General features: G+C 71.5%; 21 protein-coding genes and 1 tRNA gene. 10 read left to right on the forward strand and 12 right to left on the reverse strand.

Translation table 11 applies throughout. The annotated features are described in order from the left end of the window. Nucleotides 1–19: 19 nt before the first annotated feature. Entirely contained in the window at nucleotides 20–1,240 is a 1,221-nt protein-coding gene (locus tag ACZ60B_RS14870) for a low temperature requirement protein A (RefSeq protein ID WP_469386870.1), read from the reverse strand. Nucleotides 1,241–1,346: 106 nt separating this feature from the next. Between ACZ60B_RS14870 and ACZ60B_RS14875 the strand changes: the two genes are divergently transcribed. After that, nucleotides 1,347–1,529 (forward strand): hypothetical protein, encoded by a 183-nt coding sequence (locus tag ACZ60B_RS14875; protein WP_469386871.1) that lies wholly within the window; start codon nucleotides 1,347–1,349, stop codon nucleotides 1,527–1,529. 70 nt (nucleotides 1,530–1,599) lie between these two features. On the opposite strand, the gene mscL is transcribed toward ACZ60B_RS14875, so the two are convergent. From mscL to ACZ60B_RS14905, 6 genes are all read right to left on the reverse strand, one after another. Continuing rightward, the gene (gene mscL, locus ACZ60B_RS14880; protein ID WP_469386873.1) at nucleotides 1,600–2,085 is read right to left on the reverse strand and encodes a large conductance mechanosensitive channel protein MscL; all 486 of its coding nucleotides are present in this window, start codon (nucleotides 2,083–2,085) and stop codon (nucleotides 1,600–1,602) included. Between the two features lie 132 nt (nucleotides 2,086–2,217). Beyond that, nucleotides 2,218–2,859: a hypothetical protein gene (locus tag ACZ60B_RS14885; RefSeq protein WP_469386875.1), complete on the reverse strand. Its 642-nt coding sequence runs from the start codon at nucleotides 2,857–2,859 to the stop codon at nucleotides 2,218–2,220. Nucleotides 2,860–3,094: 235 nt separating this feature from the next. Next, on the reverse strand, nucleotides 3,095–3,946 hold the full coding sequence (locus ACZ60B_RS14890) for an S-methyl-5'-thioadenosine phosphorylase (protein WP_469386877.1): 852 nt from the start codon (nucleotides 3,944–3,946) through the stop codon (nucleotides 3,095–3,097). Nucleotides 3,947–4,053: 107 nt separating this feature from the next. Continuing rightward, nucleotides 4,054–4,368: an FmdB family zinc ribbon protein gene (locus ACZ60B_RS14895; protein WP_469386879.1), complete on the reverse strand. Its 315-nt coding sequence runs from the start codon at nucleotides 4,366–4,368 to the stop codon at nucleotides 4,054–4,056. A gap of 67 nt (nucleotides 4,369–4,435) precedes the next feature. Further along, complete coding sequence (locus ACZ60B_RS14900) at nucleotides 4,436–5,731, reverse strand: MFS transporter (protein WP_469386881.1); 1,296 nt, start codon at nucleotides 5,729–5,731, stop codon at nucleotides 4,436–4,438. 385 nt (nucleotides 5,732–6,116) lie between these two features. Further along, entirely contained in the window at nucleotides 6,117–7,679 is a 1,563-nt protein-coding gene (locus ACZ60B_RS14905) for a potassium/proton antiporter (RefSeq protein WP_469387034.1), read from the reverse strand. A gap of 228 nt (nucleotides 7,680–7,907) precedes the next feature. Between ACZ60B_RS14905 and ACZ60B_RS14910 the strand changes: the two genes are divergently transcribed. After that, a complete protein-coding gene (locus tag ACZ60B_RS14910) occupies nucleotides 7,908–10,679 on the forward strand; it encodes a penicillin acylase family protein (RefSeq protein WP_469386882.1) in 2,772 nt (923 codons plus the stop codon). 30 nt (nucleotides 10,680–10,709) lie between these two features. Here the strand turns inward: ACZ60B_RS14910 and ACZ60B_RS14915 are convergent, their stop codons facing one another. After that, a complete protein-coding gene (locus ACZ60B_RS14915; protein ID WP_469386883.1) occupies nucleotides 10,710–11,330 on the reverse strand; it encodes a 5-formyltetrahydrofolate cyclo-ligase in 621 nt (206 codons plus the stop codon). Nucleotides 11,331–11,423: 93 nt separating this feature from the next. Between ACZ60B_RS14915 and galU the strand changes: the two genes are divergently transcribed. The 7 genes from galU (at nucleotide 11,424) to ACZ60B_RS14950 (ending at nucleotide 17,179) form a co-directional block, all read left to right on the forward strand. Continuing rightward, entirely contained in the window at nucleotides 11,424–12,326 is a 903-nt protein-coding gene (gene galU / locus ACZ60B_RS14920; RefSeq protein ID WP_469386884.1) for a UTP--glucose-1-phosphate uridylyltransferase GalU, read from the forward strand. Between the two features lie 5 nt (nucleotides 12,327–12,331). Continuing rightward, nucleotides 12,332–13,654, forward strand: coding sequence for a molybdotransferase-like divisome protein Glp (gene glp, locus ACZ60B_RS14925; RefSeq protein WP_469386885.1), 1,323 nt, complete (start codon nucleotides 12,332–12,334; stop codon nucleotides 13,652–13,654). Between the two features lie 129 nt (nucleotides 13,655–13,783). Further along, nucleotides 13,784–14,296, forward strand: a complete 513-nt coding sequence (gene moaC / locus ACZ60B_RS14930) for a cyclic pyranopterin monophosphate synthase MoaC (RefSeq protein ID WP_450663143.1) — start codon at nucleotides 13,784–13,786, stop codon at nucleotides 14,294–14,296. After that, nucleotides 14,293–14,835, forward strand: a complete 543-nt coding sequence (locus ACZ60B_RS14935) for a MogA/MoaB family molybdenum cofactor biosynthesis protein (protein WP_469386887.1) — start codon at nucleotides 14,293–14,295, stop codon at nucleotides 14,833–14,835. Before moaC ends, ACZ60B_RS14935 begins: the two co-directional genes overlap by 4 nt. 17 nt (nucleotides 14,836–14,852) lie before the next feature. Beyond that, complete coding sequence (locus tag ACZ60B_RS14940; RefSeq protein WP_469386889.1) at nucleotides 14,853–15,488, forward strand: GNAT family N-acetyltransferase; 636 nt, start codon at nucleotides 14,853–14,855, stop codon at nucleotides 15,486–15,488. 171 nt (nucleotides 15,489–15,659) lie between these two features. Then, nucleotides 15,660–16,976, forward strand: coding sequence for a hypothetical protein (locus tag ACZ60B_RS14945; protein ID WP_469386891.1), 1,317 nt, complete (start codon nucleotides 15,660–15,662; stop codon nucleotides 16,974–16,976). Nucleotides 16,977–17,105: 129 nt separating this feature from the next. Next, nucleotides 17,106–17,179, forward strand: a tRNA-Ala gene (locus tag ACZ60B_RS14950). A 214-nt stretch (nucleotides 17,180–17,393) separates the two neighbouring features. On the opposite strand, the gene ACZ60B_RS14955 is transcribed toward ACZ60B_RS14950, so the two are convergent. After that, on the reverse strand, nucleotides 17,394–17,870 hold the full coding sequence (locus tag ACZ60B_RS14955; RefSeq protein WP_469386893.1) for a GNAT family N-acetyltransferase: 477 nt from the start codon (nucleotides 17,868–17,870) through the stop codon (nucleotides 17,394–17,396). Nucleotides 17,871–17,938: 68 nt separating this feature from the next. On the opposite strand from ACZ60B_RS14955, the gene ACZ60B_RS14960 reads away from it, so the two are divergent. Further along, nucleotides 17,939–18,742 carry an exodeoxyribonuclease III gene (locus ACZ60B_RS14960; protein WP_469386895.1) on the forward strand — a complete coding sequence of 268 codons (804 nt, stop codon included), beginning with the start codon at nucleotides 17,939–17,941 and terminating at the stop codon, nucleotides 18,740–18,742. Nucleotides 18,743–18,788: 46 nt separating this feature from the next. On the opposite strand, the gene ACZ60B_RS14965 is transcribed toward ACZ60B_RS14960, so the two are convergent. From ACZ60B_RS14965 to ACZ60B_RS14975, 3 genes are all read right to left on the reverse strand, one after another. Then, nucleotides 18,789–19,226, reverse strand: coding sequence for a recombinase zinc beta ribbon domain-containing protein (locus ACZ60B_RS14965; RefSeq protein WP_469386897.1), 438 nt, complete (start codon nucleotides 19,224–19,226; stop codon nucleotides 18,789–18,791). Continuing rightward, nucleotides 19,133–20,122, reverse strand: a complete 990-nt coding sequence (locus ACZ60B_RS14970) for a recombinase family protein (protein ID WP_469386899.1) — start codon at nucleotides 20,120–20,122, stop codon at nucleotides 19,133–19,135. Before ACZ60B_RS14970 ends, ACZ60B_RS14965 begins: the two co-directional genes overlap by 94 nt. Nucleotides 20,123–20,267: 145 nt before the next feature. Continuing rightward, the gene (locus tag ACZ60B_RS14975; RefSeq protein WP_469387036.1) at nucleotides 20,268–20,888 is read right to left on the reverse strand and encodes a MerR family transcriptional regulator; all 621 of its coding nucleotides are present in this window, start codon (nucleotides 20,886–20,888) and stop codon (nucleotides 20,268–20,270) included. Nucleotides 20,889–21,037 lie beyond the last annotated feature (149 nt).

Raw genomic sequence — 21,037 nt, forward strand, 5'->3', positions numbered from 1 at the left:
GTCGTCGGGCCCGAGGGCGTCACACGGTCGGGGCGGACCCCGCCTCCCGGCCCGGTCCGGCGTGCGTTCGGGTCGTCAGCATCGAGCCGACCACCACCCCCAGCGCCGACACCAGACCGGTCGCGAGCACCGCCCACTCGCCGAGGAAGGCGCAGCAGATCACCAGCAGCGCCGTGGCGGGCAGGACCGACTGCTGGGCGATGCCCACCTTGAAGTGCCGTGCGTGCAGCGCCCACAGGGTGACCAGGTAGAGGGCCGTGGGCAGGGTCACGGCGGCCGAGGCGGCCAGGGCGGAGATGTGCGCCTGGCCCACCGACTGCTCCACGGCCAGTTCGAGGCCGGCGCCGATCGCGGCCGCCGAGGCGAAGATCAGGTAGTGGCCGTAACCCCACAGGAACGACTCTCTGTTGGTGTGCAGATGCCCGTGGATCGGCACCACGAAGTAGATCCACCACGCGCAGAACACGATCAGCAGACCGCCGGCCGCGATCGGCAGCAACTCGCCCAGCGCGTTGTGCTCGTGCACGGCCGTCTTCACCGCGACCGTGGCCGCGGCGACCGTCTCGCCGAGCACGATGATCGTGAACAGGCCGTACCGTTCGGCGATGTGGTGCGGGTGCCAGCTCGTGGAGAAGGCCCGCTCCGCGTAGACCGGCACGCACAGTTCCGCGATCACCATCACCAGGAACAGCCAGAGACGGATGTGTTCCGGCAGGAGCACCAGGCCCGTCCAGCCGATCTGGCAGACCAGCACGCCTCCCGCGTACCGCAGCGCGGTGCCCCGCTCGGCGCCCTCGGCGGTCCGTGCCACCCGCAGCCACTGCGCGGCCATCGCCAGCCGCATGATCACGTAGCCGATGTAGACGACGGTGAAGTCACGGTCCTCGAAGGCTTGCGACACTCCGGCGGCCAGCACCAGGACACCGGCGACCTGGACGAGGGTGACGATCCGGTAGAGGGCGTCGTCGTTGTCGTAGGCCGAGGCGAACCAGGTGAAGTTCATCCAGGCCCACCAGATGGCGAAGAAGACCATCGCGTAGTTCAGGACGCCCTGTCCGACGTGCCCCTCCGCCAGGGCGTGCACCAGCCCGGCACCCGCCTGTGCGATGGCCACGACGAAGCACAGGTCGAAGAAGAGTTCGAGCGGGGAGGCGACCCGGTGGGTCTCGGCGCGGTCGCGCGCGACGAGGCCGCTCAGCGGTCTTGGGGACATGGGTGGCGGGGTGGGGCTGGAGGTCATGCGCCCAAGCACAGCAGATGCGTCCGGAAAGTTCCCGTACGGCCCCGCGCACGGCAGGCGTCGCGGGCCCGGTGGGCGGGTGCCTCCAGGGCCGTACCCTGGAGGCATGACGACCGGATCCGCCCCCGAACCCCGCGACCCGAAGGCCGCGCTGATCTTCGACGACCCGCTGGACCGGCCGTCCGCCGACGACACGGACCGCGGTTGGGGCGAACGGCCGCGCACGGACGGCGACAGCGCGGCCGACCTGAAGCGCTTCCTCGACGAGAAGCCGCCCCACCACGTCTGATCCCGGTGGGTGCGGGCCGTCGCCGTCCGAGCCGGGGCCGGTCCGGCCGCCGTCCGCGTGAGGGACGGCCCTACTGGCGTCCGTCGTAACCGCGGTGCGAGGGTCCGTCGTAGCCGGAACCGCGCTGCGCGACCAGGGCGTCGCGGATCTCCTTGAGCACCTCCAGCTCGGTCACCTCGATGACCTCGTGCGTGCCCAGCCGCGCCTTCTTGCGGGCCTCCTGCCGGGCCAGGTACTTCGACATCGGCAGGACCATGAGGAAGTACACGACCGCGCCGGTGATCAGGAAGGTCAGAGTGGCGCCGAGGACCGACCCCCACAGCAGCTGGATGCCCTGGTTGCCCTTGCAGGTCGAACTCAGGCACGAACGGTAGGCATCGAGGTTCTGCGTGCCGACCGCGCCGACCAGCGGGTTGATGATGCCCTTCACCAGCGAGTTGACGATGTTGGTGAAGGCGGCGCCGATCACCACCGCCACTGCCAGGTCGACGACGTTTCCGCGCATCAGGAAGGCCTTGAAGCCCTGCCAGACGCCCGTCTCCTTCTTCTTGCTCACCTAAGCCCCTCTTCTCGCGTGCACAGGCTGTGGAACAAAGCGCTCCGCAACCTACGGCAGAGCGGGTTCGCCCTGTCCCGGCGGGTGCCTCGGAAGGGGGACTTGGAACGGTTTGGCCCCGGACGGCGTGGCTCAGCACAGCGTCACCGCCAGCCGTTGCGTCGTGGCGGCTCCCACCAGACGGGCGGCGGTGGCGCGCTCCACGGAGAGCACCACCAGGGCGCCGCCCTCGGCCGTGGGGCCCACCGGCGTGGGCACCCGCGTCACCAGCGCCCCGCGGGCGACCACCCGGGCGTCCCCGCCCGTGGCCGCCGGGCCGGCGGCGATGACGTCGACGCGGTCGCCGGGGCGCAGCAGCCGGACGGTGGCCGCGTCGGCGATCCGCACCGGTGCCGTCACCGTCTCGACGGCGCGGTGCCGTCCGGCGGGAGCGCCGTCGGCCGGCTCCCCGGGCACGGTCCGGTCCGGACGGCCGCGGGCCCGCTCGGTGTCCTGGGGACCGGCCGCCACGAGCGCGGCCGCGGTGACGGCGATGCCGAGCGCGACGGCCCGCTCCCGGTGCCGTACGAGCCGGTGCAGCCGGTGCCGAGCGCCCCGGATGCGCACCGGAGCGAAGTGCGGCACCTCGCAGGTGGCGGGGGCGTCGGTGCCGGGCGGGCGGGGCGCGGGCACGCCCGCGGAGAGCGTCGGGAGGGAGGAAGGGAGCGAGGGGAGGGGAGAGCCGGGGGAAGGGAGACGTGTCGGGAAGGGAGAGCCGGGGGGAGAGGAGGACATCGGGATCACCGCCTGCGACGTGGGATCGGCCTGTGCTCCCACGATGAGGCTTCGCGCCACGGCCCGCCGACGCCCGTGGACGACCGGCGGACTGTGGACAACTACCCCACCCGAACGAGGCGTTCCGCCCCCCTACGCACACCCACGGCCGCGCCTTCGGCCGTACCGCCTCCCCGCCGCCGCCGGACTCCGGACTCCGGACTCGGGCCCCCGGCCCCCGGCCCCCGGCCCCTGGCTAAGGCAGTGTGAACCCCGGATCCATCCCGCCGAGTGCCGTCGTGCACAGGCAGTCGCGCTCCCCGGCCGGGGGCAGTGCGGCCACCGCGTCGAACAGCACATCGCGCAGCCGGTCCACGTTCGCGGCGAACACCCGCAGCACCTCGTCGTGCGAGACGCCCTCCCCGGACTCGGCGCCCGCGTCCAGATCCGTGACCAGGTTGATGGACGTGTAGCAGAGCTCCAGTTCACGGGCGAGCGCCGCCTCGGGGTGGCCGGTCATGCCCACCACGGACCAGCCCTGGGCCCGGTGCCACAGCGATTCGGCGCGGGTCGAGAAGCGCGGCCCCTCGACCACGGCGAGCGTGCCGCCGTCCACCGGATCCCAGTCCCGCCCGCGCGCGGCCTTCAGTGCGGCCGCGCGCCCCACGGGGCAGTAGGGGTCGGACAGGGACACGTGCACGACGTTCGGCACCGTGCCGTCCGGCAGCGGCAGTCCGTCGAAGTACGTTCCGGCCCGGGACTTCGTACGGTCGACGAACTGGTCGGGCACGACCAGGGTGCCCGGCCCGTACTCGGGGCGCAGTCCGCCCACCGCGCACGGGCCGAGGACCTGCCGGACACCCACCGAACGCAGGGCCCACAGGTTGGCCCGGTAGTTGATGCGGTGCGGCGGCAGATGGTGGCCGCGTCCGTGCCGGGGCAGGAAGGCCACCCGACGGCCCGCGATCTCGCCGAGGAAGAGGGAGTCGCTGGGCGGCCCGTAGGGCGTGTCCACCTGGATCTCGGTCACGTCGTCGAGGAACGAGTAGAAACCGGAGCCGCCGATGACACCGATCTCCGCGCTGACGTCGAGCTCTGCGTTCGCCATGGTCAGCACAGTAGCGGGCGCTCGCGGAGGAGCGCCGGTCGGTGCCGCGGACGCACGGGACCCCGCCGTCGCAGCGACGGCGGGGTCCCGGTGCGGTACGCGGGGTCCTAGGCGGCGGAGCTGCCGGCCGAGGAGCTGGAGCTCGACGACTTCGAGTCCGAGGACGACGAGGACGTGGTGGACGTCGACTTCGAGTCCGAGGACGTCGAGGACTTCGACGCGGCCGGCGAGCTGCTCGACGAGGAGCCGCGGCTGTCGTTCCGGTAGAAGCCGGAGCCCTTGAAGACAATGCCGACCGCGGAGAACACCTTCTTCAGGCGGCCATCGCAGTTGGGGCAGACGGTCAGGGCGTCGTCGGTGAACTTCTGCACCGCCTCGAGGCCCTCGCCGCACTCGGTGCACTGGTACTGGTAGGTCGGCACTGTCTTCCTCCTGGCACTCTCACTCGATGAGTGCTAACGACGGTCCATAGTGACGTATTCCCGGGGTTCAGTCCACCGTCATCGGCACTCGGTGACCGACGCCACGTGCGACGGTGCGGCCACGTGGGTGTACGGCGAGCCGTGAGCGCAGGGCGATCAGGGTCGCCAGCGCCAGCACCGTGCCGCCCATCGGCACCAGGAATCCGGTCCCGTCGCCGAGGCGGTCCTCCAGCTGTCCGGCGACCGTGACGGCGGCCGCCTGGCCCAGTGCCACCGCGCCGGTCAGCCAGGTGAAGGCCTCGGTCCGGGCGCCGGCCGGAACCAGGCTCTCGACCAGGGTGTAGCCGGTGATCAGGGAGGGCGCGATGCACATGCCGACCAGCAGGCCGAGCCCGGCCAGGACCAGGGCCGAGTGCGCGGCCCAGAGGCCGGAGGCGGTCAGCGCGAGGGCCGCGTAGCCGACGACCAGGCGCCGCTGCGGGGCGGCCCGCCAGGCGATCGCGCCGCAGACCAGGCCGGAGAGCATGTTGCCCGCGGCGAACACCCCGTACAGGACGCCGTTCAGGCCGGGCTCGCCGATCGACTCGGTGAACGCGGCCAGCGAGACCTGCATGCCGCCGAAGACGGATCCGATGCCCAGGAAGGCGACGACCAGCACGCGCACGCCGGGCACGCGCAGGGCGGATTCGTGCGCCACGCGCGCGTGCCCCCGGGCGGCCACGGGAGGCTGGGTGCTCTTGCGCGCGGCGAACAGCAGACCGCCGACCAGGGTCAGCGAGGCCTCCGCGACCAGGCCCGCCGAGGGGGTCACGGCGGTGCACAGCGCGGTGGCGAGCAGCGGACCGAGGACGAAGGTCAGCTCGTCCGTGACGGACTCGAAGGCCGCCGCGGTCGACATCAGCGGGGAGTCCTTGAGCTTCACGCCCCAGCGGGCCCGGACCATGGGCCCGATCTGCGGCACCGAGGCGCCGGTGGGCACGGCCGCCGCGAACAGCGCCCACAGGGGCGCGTGGGCCAGCGCGAGCGCCGTGAGGGTCAGTCCGGAGACCGCGTGGACGAGGACGCCGGGGAGCAGGACCGCGCGCTGTCCGTAGCGGTCGGCGAGGCGGCCGCTGTAGGGCGCGAACAGGGCCATGGAGACGCCGGTGGCGGCGGCCGCGGCGCCCGCGACGCCGTACGAGCCGGTGGTGTGCTGCACGAGCAGCACGATGGAGATCGTGAGCATCGCGAACGGCTGGCGCGCGGCGAAGCCCGGAAGCAGGAACGTCCAGGCGCCTCGGGTGCGCAGCAGCGACCCGTATCCGGGGCGGGACGGAGAGTCCGGCGAGTTCTTCGACGGCTCGTCGGTGACCGTGGATGCCACGGCCCGTGCCTTTCTGCCGCCTGGTAGCGCGCCCGTGCGGGGGCGCCGAGCGCTGTCCTCTCGCGCGGAACTGCGGTAGATGCCGGGGCCTGTTCTGAGGGTGGCTTCCCGGCCGCCATACGGTCGCGCCAGCACTGCGTCAGGCAGAGTTGGTTCGATCAAGGTAAGCCTTCATGCTACAGGGATCGGCGCCCGGTGCACCTGTGAAAGCGAGCACGGTCGGGGCGTCCGCCTGTGAATGGCTGGGGTGTGAACCATACGAAACAGGCCCTTAACGTGCCCGGGGGGCGCACGGAGCCACGACGGGACCGACGGCCCCCGCGCCGGGCGTCCCCGCCACGGCGGCGGGCTGAGGCGGCCCCCGCACAGGGCCGAAGCGGCTCCCCTACCGCCTGCGTGCTCTGCCGGTCCCGCCCGGCTCGCCGGGCCCGCTCGTGCCCAGCCATCCGGCCAGCTTGCCGCCGTGGCCGACCGCGCGCAGTCGCTGTTCGGCCGCGTCGCGGACCGGGTCCGTGGCGACCACGAGGAGTTCGTCGCCGCGCCGCAGCACCGTCGTCGGCGACGGCACGAACGAGGTCCCGTCGCGTACGACGAGGGTGACCGCGGCCCCGGCCGGCAGTCTCAGTTCGTTGACCTCGACGCCGTGCATCTTCGACTCGGCCGGGATCTCGACGGACAGCAGGTGTCCGCGCAGCCGCTCCAGGGGCGCGGACTCGATGCCGAGGTCGGCGGCCTCGGAGCCCTCGCCCAGTTTCAGCTTGCGGGCCAGCCAGGGCAGCGTCGGCCCCTGGATCAGGGTGTAGACGACGACCAGCACGAAGACGATGTTGAAGATGCGGTGGCTGCCGTCGACGCCGTTCACCATGGGGATCGTGGCCAGGATGATGGGCACGGCGCCGCGCAGTCCGGCCCAGGACATCAGGGTCTGCTCCTGCCAGGGCACCCGGAACGGTGTCAGGCAGAGCACGACGCTCAGCGGGCGCGCGACCATCGTCAGCACCAGGCCGATGACGAGGGCGGGCCACACGTCGTCGCCCAGTTCGTGCGGGGTGACCAGCAGGCCGAGCAGGACGAACATGCCGATCTGGGCGATCCAGCCGAGCCCGTCGGCGAAGCCGCGGGTGGCGGGCCAGTGCGGCAGCTTGGCGTTGCCCATGATCATGGAGGCGAGGTAGACGCCCAGGAAGCCGCTGCCGTGCGCCAGGGAGCCGGCCGCGTAGGCCATGACCGCGATGGCCATGACGGCGATCGGGTAGAGACCGGAGGCGGGCAGGGCGACATGCCTGAGGCCCCAGGAGCCCAGCAGGCCCACCGCGAGGCCGATGGCGGCGCCGATGGCCAGTTCCAGCACGATCTCGCCGACCAGCACGTACCAGTGCTCGAAGGGGCCCGCGGTGGAGAAGGCGACGACCAGGATGACCACCGGGGCGTCGTTGAAGCCGGACTCCGCCTCCAGCATGCCTGTCACGCGCGCGGGCAGCGGGATCCTGCGCAGCACGGAGAAGACCGCCGCCGCGTCCGTGGAGGACACCACCGCCCCGATGATGAGCGCCTGCCGCCATTCGAGCCCGACCAGGTAGTGCGCGCCGGCCGCCGTCACCCCGACGCTCACCGCCACCCCGCCCAGCGCCAGCGCGGTGGCGGCCGGAAGGACCGGCTTGATCTCCTTCCACTTCGTGCCCAGACCGCCCTCGGCCAGGATCACGACGAGCGCCGCATAGCCGATGACCTGGGTCATCTCGGCGCTGGCGAAGTTGATGTGGCCGATGCCGTCCTGGCCCATGAGGACGCCTATCCCCAGGTACACGAGCAGGCTGGGGAGCCCGCTGCGCGAGGAGATCCGGACCGCGGCCACGGCGACGAGCAGGACGAGCGAGCAGGCGAGCAGGAGCTGGTTGAGGTGGTGGACAGTCAGTGGCCGTTCCCTTCCCTGGCTCACGCGCGGCAGCGCGAGGGGCGCACACGTATATCGGACACAACGCTCGCGCGCCGCGTCCCCAAGTACTTCGTTACCTTACCTAACTCTTGACGATTTCTTGACGCTCACCGGCTCGGGGTCGAACGTCCGTCCGTGCCAGTTCCCGACTCCGCGTCAAGCGGCTCGGGGCCCTGCGCCTATGGTTGCTCCAGCACTCCAGGACCGCCTGCCGCTCGCGTTAGGACAGCAAGGACAGCGATGCCCCCCAACACCACCGCCACAACGGGTGACAAGCCCGGCAAGTCCGGCAGGAAGAAGGGGCGCAAACTGCGCCTCATCGTGCTCGTCCTGGTGCTGGCCATCATTGGTGGCGTGGCCTACGGGGCGTACTGGTCCATCAGCACGGTCCGGGCCTCCTTCCCGCAGACCACGGGTTCGATAACCCTCGACGGCCTCTCGGGACCGGTCGACGTCAAACGCGACGGCAACGGGATCCCGCAGGTCTACGCCTCCACGGACGAGGACCTGTTCATGGCGCAGGGCTACGTCCAGGCGCAGGACCGGTTCTACGAGATGGACGTGCGCCGGCACCTGACCTCCGGCCGCCTCTCCGAGATGTTCGGTCAGAGCCAGGTCAAGAACGACGAGTTCCTGCGCACCCTGGGCTGGGACCGGGTCGCAAAGCAGGAGTACGACAAGACCCTGTCGCCCGAGACGAAGAAGTACCTCCAGGCGTACGCCAAGGGGGTCAACGCCTACCTCAAGGGCAAGGACGGCAAGGACATCTCCCTGGAGTACGCCGCTCTGGGGTTCACCAACGACTACAAGCCCACCGAGTGGACCCCCGTCGACTCGGTCGCCTGGCTCAAGGCGATGGCCTGGGACCTGCGCGGCAACATGCAGGACGAGATCGACCGGTCCCTGATGACCAGCCGCCTCGGCCCGAAGCAGATCGCCGACCTGTACCCGGAGTACCCGTACGACCGGAACCGGACGATCGTCCAGGAGGGTAAGTACGACGAGCAGTCCGGGACGTTCGAGCAGGGCGGTTCCGCGAGCGGCTCGGGCGGCACCGCCGCGAGCGGCACCTCCGGTTCCGCCGCCGACGGGACCGCTCTCCAGAGCCAGCTCTCGGGCCTGTACGAGCTCCTGGACGACCTCCCCGCGGCGGTCGGCGTGAACGGCAACGGGATCGGCTCCAACTCCTGGGTCGTCTCCGGTGAGCACACCATCACCGGCAAGCCGCTGCTGGCCAACGACCCGCACCTGTCGGCCGCGCTGCCCTCGGTCTGGTACCAGATGGGCCTGCACTGCCGCACGGTCTCCGCCAAGTGCCAGTACGACGTCGCCGGCTACACCTTCGCGGGCATGCCCGGCGTGATAATCGGCCACAACGCGGACATCGCCTGGGGCATGACCAACTCCGGCGTCGACGTCACCGACCTCTACCTGGAGAAGCTCAGCGGCGACGGCTACGAGTACGACCACAAGGTGCTGCCCTTCGAGACCCGCGAGGAGACCATCAAGGTCGCCGGCGGCCCCTCGAAGAAGATCGTCGTCCGTACGACCAACAACGGCCCCCTGCTGTCCGACCGCGACGACGAGCTCGTCGAGGTCGGCAAGAAGGCCGGTGTCGGCACCGAGGCACCCGACCGCGGCGACGGCTACGGCATCGCGCTCCGGTGGACCGCCCTCGACCCGGGCAACTCCATGGACGCCGTCTTCGCCATGGACAAGGCGGCCGACTGGGGCGACTTCCGGGCCGCGGCGAAGAAGTTCGACGTGCCCTCGCAGAACCTCATCTACGCCGACGGCAGCGGCAGCTCCGGCAACATCGGCTACACCCTGCCCGGGAAGATCCCCACCCGCGCGAAGGGGCAGGACGGCTCGGTCCCGGCGCCGGGCTGGGACTCCAAGTACAAGTGGACCGGCTACATCAAGTCCTCCGAGCTGCCCTACGAGTACAACCCGAGGCGCGGCTACATCGTCACCGCCAACCAGGCCGTGGTCGACAAGGACAGCTACCCCTACACGCTGACCACGGACTGGGGCTACGGCACCCGCAGCCAGCGGATCAACAGCCTGATCAAGGGCAAGATCGACGGCGGCGGCAAGATCTCCACCGACGACATGCGCCAGATGCAGCTGGACAACTCCAGCGAGATCGCCAAGCTGCTCGTCCCGGCGCTGCTCAAGATCGACATCGACGACCCGGACGTCCGCCAGGCGCAGAAGCTCCTGGAGGGCTGGGACTACACCCAGGACCCCGACTCGGCGGCCGCCGCCTACTTCAACTCGGTCTGGCGCAACATCCTCAAGCTCGCCTTCGGCAACAAGCTGCCCAAGGAGCTGCGGGTCGAGGGCCAGTGCCTGTACGTGGCCCCGACGAAGAGCACCAGCGCGGTGGACGACACCGACAAGGTGCGCGAGTGCGGCCAGCGGGAGGCCGACCAGGCGCAGCCCGACGGCGGCGACCGCTGGTTCGAGGTCGTGCGCATCCTGATGGACGACAAGAACAAGAACAGCGACTGGTGGACGACGCCCGCGTCGGGCACCCGCCCCGGGGCGCACAACGACCGGGACAAGCTGTTCGAACGCGCCATGATCGACGGCCGCTGGGAGCTGACCGCCAAGCTCGGCAAGGACATCGACACCTGGAGCTGGGGCCGGCTGCACCGCCTGTTCCTGAAGAACCAGACCCTGGGCACCGCGGGTCCGGCCTTCCTCCAGTACGTCCTCAACCGCGGTCCCTGGGAGCTCGGCGGCGGCGAGGCGGCGGTGGACGCGACCGGCTGGAACGCGGCCGGCGGCTACGGCGTCGTCTGGGTGCCGTCGATGCGGATGGTGGTCAACCTCGCCGATCTCGACAAGTCGAAGTGGATCAACCTCACGGGTGCCTCCGGGCACGCCTACAGTTCCCACTACACCGACCAGACGGACAAGTGGGCCGCCGGCGAGCTGTTGCCCTGGGCGTTCTCGCAGAAGGCGGTCGACGCGAGCACGGGCGACACGCTGGTGCTCAAGCCGTGAGCCGACCCATCTGACCGGGTCGACGCTGAGTCAGACGTTCCCGAAGCGGCGCACGGCCGACGGTGTCACCACCAGGTGGACCGGCCGGTCGTGCGCTTCTTCGGGAACGTGCCCGACGACCTCCGGGTCGTAGAGAAGCACCACGAGCGCGGGGTGGGCGCCCGCGCGTTCCAGCCGGGCCAGCACCCGGTCGTACGACCCCCCGCCGCGCCCCAGGCGCATGCCGCGCGCGTCGACGGCGAGGCCGGGCAGCAGCACCGCGTCCGCCGCGGTCACCGCGTCCGGGCCCAGGCGCTCGCCGGACGGTTCCAGCAGCGCCATCTTCCCGCCGTGCCGCACGCTCGCGAGGGATTCCGCTCCGGCGTACTCGCCCCAGTCCAGGTCGTTGTCGGGCAGCAGCACCGGAAGCAGCACCCGCGTCCCCCGCGCGCGCAGCGCGTCCAGGAGCGCGAGCGTCCCGGGTTCGCTCCCCACCGAGACATAGGCGGCCACCGTGCCCGCGCGGGCCAGTTCGGGCAGTTCCAGTGCCCGCTCCGCCAGCGCGCGCGAGGCCGCCTCCACGTCATCCGCGGTAAACCTGTTTCTCACCTGAAGTAGCTCGCGTCGCAACATCCGCTTGTCAGAATGGGATGGAGGCCTGCGGTGATGCATAAAGTACTCCCATATGGACTCAATACGTTCATGTGAGCCGAAATTAATCCGGACCACAGATTCTTCACAAAGGCACCCGATAAGGTGTCGGCCATGACCCAGTCGCACCCCAGGATCAGCAAGGCTGTCATCCCCGCAGCGGGCCTCGGCACCCGGTTCCTGCCGGCCACCAAGGCCACTCCCAAGGAGATGCTGCCGGTCGTCGACAAGCCGGCGATCCAGTACGTGGTCGAGGAGGCCGTGGCCGCCGGCCTCGACGACGTCCTCATGATCACGGGCCGCAACAAGCGCCCGCTCGAGGACCACTTCGACCGCAACTACGAGCTCGAGTCCGCCCTCCAGAAGAAGGGCGACGCCGCGCGGCTCGCCAAGGTGCAGGAGTCCAGCGACCTCGCGACCATGCACTACGTGCGTCAGGGCGACCCCAGGGGACTCGGTCACGCCGTGCTGTGCGCGGCCCCGCACGTGGGCCGCGAACCCTTCGCCGTCCTGCTCGGCGACGACCTCATCGACCCCCGCGACCCGCTGCTGGCGCGCATGGTCGAGGTCCAGGAACAGCGCGGCGGCAGCGTCATCGCGCTCATGGAGGTCGCGCCCGAGCAGATCCACCTCTACGGCTGCGCGGCCGTGGAGACCACCGGGGACGGCGACGTCGTCAAGGTGACCGGCCTGGTCGAGAAGCCCGACCCGGCGGACGCCCCGTCGAACTACGCGGTCATCGGCCGCTATGTCCTCGACCCGCACATCTTCGACATACTCCGCACCACCGAGCCGGGCCGCGGCGGCGAGATCCAGCTCACCGACGCGCTCCAGCAGTTGGCGCAGGACGAGAAGGTCGGCGGACCCGTGCACGGCGTCGTCTTCAAGGGCCGCCGCTATGACACCGGCGACCGAGGCGACTACCTGCGTGCCATTGTCAGACTCGCGTGCGAACGTGAAGACCTGGGCCCGGAGTTCCGGACCTGGCTTCGCAGTTACGTAGCCGAGGAGATGTAACAACGTTGAGCACCGCCGCGCCCCGCACCGCAGACCAGGACCGCGTCTGGTCGGTGGACGAGCACCTTCAGGACATCCTCGCCACCGTCCGCCCCCTGGAACCGATCGAGCTCCAACTCCTCGACGCCCAGGGCTGCGTCCTGGTGGAGGACGTCCTGGCGCCGGGCTCCCTGCCGCCGTTCGACAACAGCTCCATGGACGGGTACGCGGTACGGGTGGCGGATGTCGCGGGCGCGAGCGAGGAGTTCCCGGCCGTCCTGGACGTCGTCGGGGACGTCGCGGCCGGCCGGCGCGACCTGCTCCACGTGGGCCCCGGCCAGGCCGCCCGCATCATGACCGGCGCGCCGTTGCCGCCCGGTGCCGAGACCGTCGTCCCCGTGGAGTGGACCGACGGCGGACTCGGCGAGGGACCGGTCAGCGGGATGCGGGCCGCCGCCCTCGACCCCGGGGGCGCCGGCGGACTGGTGCGGGTGCACCGGCCCGCCGAGGCACGCGCCCATGTGCGGGCCAAGGGCAGCGACGTCAGGGCGGGCGACCTGGCCCTGGAGGCGGGCACCGTCCTGGGGCCCCCGCAGATCGCCCTGCTCGCCGCCATCGGCCGCGGCACCGTGCGGGTGCGGCCCCGCCCGCGCGTGGTCGTCATGTCCACCGGCAGCGAGCTGGTCCAGCCCGGCGAGCAGCTGGGCAGCGGCCAGATCCACGACTCCAACAGCTTCGCGCTCACCGCGGCCGCGCGCGACGCCGGCGCGATCGCCTACCGGGTCGGCGCCGTCGCCGACGACGCCGACGTCCTCCGCTCCACCATCGAGGACCAGCTCGTGCGCGCCGACCTCATGGTCACCACGGGCGGCGTCAGCGTCGGGGCGTACGACGTGGTCAAGGAGGCGCTGGCGCACGTCGGCGACGAGGACGAGCCGGGCAGCGGCATCGAGTTCCGCAAGCTCGCCATGCAGCCGGGCAAGCCCCAGGGCTTCGGTGCCATCGGCGCCGACCACATCCCGCTGCTCGCCCTGCCGGGCAACCCGGTGTCGTCGTACGTCTCCTTCGAGCTGTTCGTCCGGCCGGCCATCCGCACCCTCATGGGGCTCGCGGACGTCCACCGGCCCACCACGCGCGCGACCCTGACCGCGGACAAGGCGCTGACCTCCCCGGCGGGCCGCAGACAGTTCCTGCGCGGCAGCCACACCGACGGCACCGTGCGGCCGGTCGGCGGCTCCGGATCCCATCTGGTGGCCGCCCTCGCGCACGCCGACGCCCTGATCGTCGTCCCCGAGGACGTGACCTCCGTCGAGCCCGGCACCGAGGTCGAGGTCGTCCTGCTCGGCTGAGCCCCGCCCGGGTACCTGTTCGCAGGACGGTCCTGGCCCGCTGCGCGCCCCGGCTTGGCGGTACCGTGTCGCGCACAACAGGCCCGTGCGCCGCACCGCGACGGGCCCGGACCGGGAGCGCGCCACACCATGACTGTGCCTTCCCGGGGGGAGACCCCCGGACCGCCTGTGCAGGACCGACTGACCCACCTCGACGACGCGGGCGCCGCCCGTATGGTCGACGTGTCCGACAAGGCCGTGACCGCGCGCACCGCCCGCGCCGCCGGCCGGGTCCTGGTCTCGCCGCGCGTGGTCGAACTGCTGCGCGGTGAGGGGATGCCCAAGGGCGACGCCCTGGCCACGGCGCGGATCGCGGGCATCATGGGCGCCAAGCGCACCCCCGACCTGATCCCGCTGTGCCACCCGCTCGCGGTGTCCGGTGTGAAACTGGACCTGTCGGTCGCGGACGACGCCGTGGAGATCGTGGCCACGGTGCGCACCACGGACCGCACGGGCGTCGAGATGGAGGCCCTCACCGCGGTCTGTGTCGCCGGGCTCACCGTGGTCGACATGGTCAAGGCCGTCGACAAGGGAGCGGTCATCACGGACGTGCGGGTGGAGGAGAAGACGGGCGGCAAGTCGGGCGACTGGAGCCGCTCATGAGCGGCGCGCCGTCGCCCGGCGGCACCGGGTCGGCGCCGTACGCCGCCCTGGTCGTGACCGCCTCCAACCGGGCCGCCGCCGGGGTGTACGAGGACCGGGGCGGCCCGCTGATCGCGGCCGGCCTGCGCGGCCTCGGGTTCACCGTGGACGGACCGCGGGTGGTGCCCGACGGGGACCCGGTGGAGAGCGCGCTGCGCGCCGCCGTCGAGGCCGGGTACGACGTCGTGGTCACCACCGGCGGCACCGGGATCTCGCCCACCGACCGGACCCCCGAGGCCACCCGCCGGGTGATCGACCGGGAGGTGCCGGGCATCGCGGAGGCCGTCCGGGCGTACGGACGGCGGAAGGTGCCGACCGCGGCGCTCTCCCGGGGCCTGGCCGGAGTGGCCGGCCGGACCCTGATCGTCAATCTGCCGGGCTCGACCGGCGGGGTGAAGGACGGCCTGGCCGTGCTGGAGCCCCTGCTGGTGCACGCCGTCGACCAGATCCGGGGCGGCGACCATCCCGGACCCGGCGCCAGTAGTGGGGGTGCGAGCTGAACAGCGCGTCCTGGCCGGTGGAGCTGGTGGACGGCGATGTCGTGCTCCGGCCGATAAAGCTGCGCGACCAGCGGATGTGGCGCGAGGTCAACCGGCGCAACCGTGACTGGCTGCGCCCCTGGGAGGCGACCATTCCGCCGCCCACGCCCAGCGGTCCGATCACGCACCGGCCGACCTACCGTCAGATGGTCCGGCATCTGCGCGCGGAGGCGAGGGCGGGCCGGATGCTGCCGTTCGTCATCGAGTACCAGGACCGACTGGTCGGGCAGCTCACGGTCGCGGGCATCACCTGGGGCTCGATGTGCTCGGGCCACATCGGCTACTGGGTGGACCAGTCCGTGGCCGGGCGCGGGGTGATGCCGACGGCGGTCGCGCTCGTGGTGGACCACTCCTTCCGCACGGTCGGACTGCACCGGGTCGAGGTCTGCATTCGGCCCGAGAACAGGCCGAGCCGCCGGGTCGTGGAGAAACTCGGATTCCGTGAGGAGGGGCTGCGGCCCCGTTATCTCCACATCGACGGAGCGTGGCGGGACCATCTCGTCTTCGCGCTCACGGCGGAGGAGGTGCCGGAGGGGCTGCTGAGCCGTTGGCGGCGGACCCGTCCCCCGAGCGTGCCCCGGGACCAGGGAATCCCGCACGGCCCGGGTAATTGAATAAATGTTCGAAATTGATCGCAGGCTGACCGTCTCGGGCATTAAATACGCGCCCGCAGCGGCCTGCTGATCGCATCGGTCGCAAAAAAAGCTCGAAATATCAGCCAGATCGTGCGACACACCGGCTCAATTGGCGGATGGCCTCACGTAAACCCCTCTACCGTGTGAGACGTGAGCAGCAGCGGCCTCATCTACGCAGTCATTGTCGGGGCCTGGGCCGCCTACTTGGTGCCGATGTGGCTCCGTAGGCAGGACGAGCTGAACGAGGCCCGTCCGACGGAACGCTTCAGCACCGCCATCCGGCTGCTGTCCGGAAGGGCGGGTATGGAGCGCCGATACGCCAAGGACCTGCAGGCGCGCTCCGCCGAGGAGGGGGAGCCCGACGCCGGCGATCCGGACGTCGTCACCGATTCGGTGGACGTCCGGGCCTTCGCCATGCCCCCGACCCGCCCGCGGACGGAAGCGGTGGTACCGGCACAGGCACCGCAGCACCCGGAACCGGCACGCGAACCGACGCGCGACGCGGCGCACGAACCCGGCCGCGAGCCGGTGCGCGAAGCGGCGCAGGAACCGGCGCACGACCGACACGGCGCGCCGGCCCCCGAACCCCGCGGCACCCCGAGGCGCACCCGTGCGACGGACGAGAGGCGCGCCGCCTCGGCGCAGGCGGCCGCCGCCCGCGCCAAGCGCTCGAAGGCACTGGCACGCCGCAGGCGTACGACCGTCCTGCTCTTCGTCGCCTTCACGTTCGGCGCGATCGTCGCGGCCGTCGGAGGCCTGGCGTTCCTCTGGGCGCCCGGCGTGCCCGCCGTGCTGCTCAGCGGCTACATCGCCTACCTCCGCACCCAGGAGCGCCGGCGTTTCGCCTTCCACATGGACCGGCAGCGCGCCGAGGTCGCGGCCCAGCGGCTGCGCGAGCGCAGCCGCCAGCCGCGTCGGCGCCCGGCGGTCGAGACCGGTTCGCGGGTCGAGCCGGACGCCGGCGAACCCGGGGAGGCGTACGACCCGGAGACCGACTCCGCCCTCTCGGCGGCGCTCGCCGCCGACCGGCGCGCGCTCGTCGAGCAGACCGACCACGCGGAGTGGGTCGACCAGCAGCGGGAGCGGCAGCGGCGGCCGGGCCCGGGCGAGAGCTGGGACCCGGTGCCGGTGCCGCTGCCGACCTACGTGACCGCGCCGGTCGCCCCCCGGGCCACCTCCGACGTGGATCTCGGCGGGCCGGACGCGTGGAGCTCCGCGCGGTCCAGTTCCGTCGCCCGGGAGCCGGAGCCCGAGGCCGGGACGGCCGAGGGGGCCGCGACGGCCGACGACGCCGCAGCCCCGGGCGCGGACGGCGCCGACGGCGGACAGGCGGACGAGCGGGACGGCGCGGGCGGCCGGAGCGACGCCCGCCGGGCGGCGTCCGCCCGCCGCTCGCGCGAACGCGGACGTACGCCGCTGTTCGACCAGTACGACGACGGCGGGCGCCCCCGGGCGGCCAACGAGTGACGCTTCGCGGTGGGACGGGTGCGCTCCCCGTCCCACCTGCGACGTCGCCCCCGGTCGGCGGAACCCGGGGGGCCCGGGAACGGATTTCCAAGCACGGCGATCGGGATGCTAGAGTTTCACTCGTTGCAAGGGCCTGTGGCGCAGTCCGGTAGCGCACCTCGTTCGCATCGAGGGGGCCAGGGGTTCGAATCCCCTCAGGTCCACTGCAGCTCAAAGCCCCGGTCGGGAAACCGACCGGGGCTTTGGCCATTTCGTGGACAGCGCAGAGCGCGGACACGGGCCGTTCCGTGCGGCGCGAAGCCCCGACCGGATCTCCCGGCCGGGGCTTCGGCATGTCGTACAGAGGGTCTGTACGGAGGTCTGTGCGGAGGTCTGTGCGGAGGCGTCGTACGGCTGTGACCGGCACCCGCCTGCCGGTCACAGTGCCTTGGCGTAGCAGCGGCTCGACTCGTGGAAGCGGTAGAAGCCGAACTTGACGCACGGCTCGTAGCCGCTGGAGGAGTAGAGGGCGATGGCCTCGGGCTGCTTGAGGCCGGTCTCCAGCACCATGCGGGCCCGGCCGGCCGCGCGGGCGTGCTCCTCCAGGGCGGCCAGCATCCGGCGGGCGAGCCCACGGCCGCGGGCGTCCGCGACGACGTACATGCGCTTGAGCTCGGCGTCGCCGTCCTCGTTGCCCTCGCCGTTCTTGTCCTGGGCGCGCCAGCCGCCGGTGGCGAGGGGCCGGTCGGTCTCGTCGTACGCGATCAGGTAGACGCCGTTCGGCGACTCGAAGTCGGAGGGGGCCAGGAGAGTGGCGTCACCGCCGTCGCCGTAGCGCACGTGGTACTCGGCCTGGACCTCGTCGTTGAGCCGGACGGCGTCGGGGTGATCGAACGGGACGGGACGTATGTTCATGTCGCTCACTGTACGTGTATGCAGAACCGAAATCGGGACTCCGTCCAGTGTGCCGGTATCGTGCCCTGGTGCTGACTGTGACCACGGTGAATGTGAACGGACTGCGGGCCGCCGCCAAGAAGGGCTTCGTCCCGTGGCTGGCGGAGACCTCCGCCGAGGTGCTCTGCCTCCAGGAGGTGCGGGCCGAGCCGCAGCAGTTGCCGGAGGAGGTGCGCGCCCCGGAGGGCTGGCACGTCGTGCACGCTCCGGCCGCGGCCAAGGGGCGCGCGGGCGTCTCCCTCTACACCCGGCGCGAGCCCGACGCGGTCCGGGTCGGCTTCGGGTCGGCCGAGTTCGACGGCAGCGGGCGCTATGTCGAGGCGGACCTGCCGGGCGTGACGGTCGCCTCGCTCTATCTGCCCTCCGGCGAGGTCGGCACGGAGCGGCAGGACGAGAAGGTCCGGTTCATGGACGAGTTCCTGCCCTATCTGAAGGGCCTGCGCGAGCGCGCCGCCGCCGACGGGCGCGAGGTCGTCGTCTGCGGCGACTGGAACATCGCCCACCGGCAGGCCGACCTGAAGAACTGGCGGGCCAACAGCAAGAGCTCCGGCTTCCTGCCGGAGGAGCGGGAGTGGCTCGGCGACGTCCTCGACCCGGCCGACGGCGGCTACGTCGACGTCGTACGCGAACTGCATCCGGACGTGGACGGCCCGTACTCGTGGTGGTCCTACCGGGGGCGGGCCTTCGAGAACGACTCGGGATGGAGGATCGACCTCGCCGTCGCGACGCCCGGGCTCGCTCGGCGAGCGGTCAAGGGGTACGTGGAGCGGGCTGCCAGCCATGAGGAGCGCTGGTCGGACCATGCTCCGGTGACGGTGGTTTTCGATCTGTGAGGAGGACGGAGGGGCGCCAGAGGTTCTGCGCCCCTCCATGTCTCTTTTAACGCTGCGGCTGATGAGACAGGGCGTCGCCGATGGTGAACGTCAGCCGTGAGGTGTCCGGCCCGGCCAGGCGGTCCGGCCCTCCGCCGGACCGCCCCTTGGCGACGGTGACGCGGACTCCGTCCCTGAGGAGTTGTTCTCGGGTCACCTCGCCGTCCGTGGCGAATGCCTCGCGGTAGCGGCTGATGGTGTACTCGTCCGACCAGCTGGCGCGGATGGCGGCGGGAGCGGCACAGGTTGAGCCGCGGGCTGAGGCGCGGCAAGCGTAGTCGCCGTACGGGTAGGCCTTCCGGGTGGCGAAGTGCATGCGGCCGCCGCACCCAGTGCAGTGCGCGACCCCGATCAGCAGAGACGTCTCCCGGCGCTTGGAGCGGATCCCGTTGGAGCGGGCGTCGAGGATGCCCTGGAGCGCTCGGAACTCCTCCTCGGTGAGCAAGCGGGGGGCCGATCAGTACGGGCGAGCCCCCGGCGTCGCGGACGGTCTCCCCTTTGTGCACCCGGTGCCCCATCAGCGCCGGGGTGCGGAGGATCTTGGACAGGCTGCCGGCTGTCCAGCGGAATCGCTCGAAGTCCCGTCCGTGACGCCGCCCGCCCATGGGCGTCCTTGAAGCTGGGCGTGGCGATCGCGAGGTACCGGAATGCCTGCCGCTTCGAGTTTGTGGGCGATGGCGACCAGGGACAGCCCCGAGTGCACGTCGTCCACGACCATACGGACGACGTCCGTGGACTCTGGATCGGGTGCGAGACACCAACCGACGCCCGAGGAATGCGGAGCCTTTCGGTATCCGAAGGGAGACGGCCGCCTCCGTATCGGCCCTTGGCACGGAGCGCTTCATGGGCGCTGGTGAGCCGGGCGGAAATGGCGTGGGCTTCCTGCTCGGCGGCGTAGGCCAGGTCGATGCAACGTCGGACGACGCTGCTGTCCGCCTGGGGTACGACAACGAGTGGAGACTCGTCCTCGGGCATTCCGAAGGCGAGTGTCGTCGAGTTCCTCTGCCCCCACTCGATCATTTGGGACATGTGAGCCACGGATCGCACAGCGCGGTCCACATGTGACCACACGATGACGTCGTACTCGGCAGGGCGTTGCAGCCAAGGTGCCAGGGACGGCCTTTCGAAGGGCGAGGTCCTGCGTGCGGACACGCCGAGATCTGCGGCTTCGGCGATCAGGGTCAGGCCCAGTCGCTGGGCACACAGCCGGATCGCGGAACGTTGCCTGCCGGGTGACGTGGTCACCTCGGTCACGTTGCTGAGACGCACCACGCCGAGAGCTCGTGGTGATCCGGTGCGCGCGGAAGTGGGCTGGGACGGTCGAGGGCTATGCTCGGGCACGCTGACGCTCCTGTGCAGTGTCGGCCACGCCCCGGGGCTGGTAGGACAGCCGCCGGGGTCCTTTCGATCTCACTCTCGGAGTGCGAACCGAATTTCGTATGCCGTTCACCGGGAAGTGCCTCGATCGAGTGAACCTGCCTGTTGCTCAGTCCTGTTTGCGCAGGTGGCGGTCCAGGGCCAGGGAGAGTTCCGCCTCGACCACGCTGCGGGCCAGGGGGCGCAGGCGCTGGAGGTCCTCCTCGGGGGCGTGGCGCAGGACCAGGGAGCGGAAGAGTTCCGCGAGGGCGTCCGCGTGTTCGCGGACCTGTTTGCCCGCCGCCAGGACCTCCGCGAGCGGTATGCCCTCGCGGACCAGGGCCGAGGAGACGTCCAGCAGGCGGCTGCTGATGTGGACGATCTCGTCGCCGTCGGTGCCGAGGTAGCCGAGGTCCAGCGCGGCGGCGAGGTTCTCCGGGGTGACCTCGCCCTCGAAGCGGGCGGCGAGTTCCTCGGGGGTGAGGCGGACCGGCTCCTCCTCGGTGGGGGCGTCGAGGCCGAGCAGTTCGCCGACGTCACGGCCGTGGTCGAAGGCCTCCGCGAGTTCGGCGATGCCGTTCAGGGTGTGGCCGCGTTCCAGCAGCGCGGAGATGGTGCGCAGCCGGGCCAGGTGATGGTCGTCGTACCAGGCGATGCGGCCCTCGCGGCGGGGTGGCGGGATGAGTTTGCGCTCGCGGTAGAAGCGCAGGGTGCGGACGGTGATGCCGGCCAGCCCGGCCAGCTCCTCCATGCGGTACTCGCGTCGTGCGCCGTCTTCTGCCACGTCGGAAGCCTATGCCGAGCCGGCGCCGGCCGGGGCCGGCCGACCGGTTCGGACGTCCTGCCCACGCCCCCTACCCATCGGTACGCCACTGCTCTACTCTCCCCATTGCGCCAGTG

Source organism: Streptomyces sp. NPDC104096, from assembly GCF_055584385.1.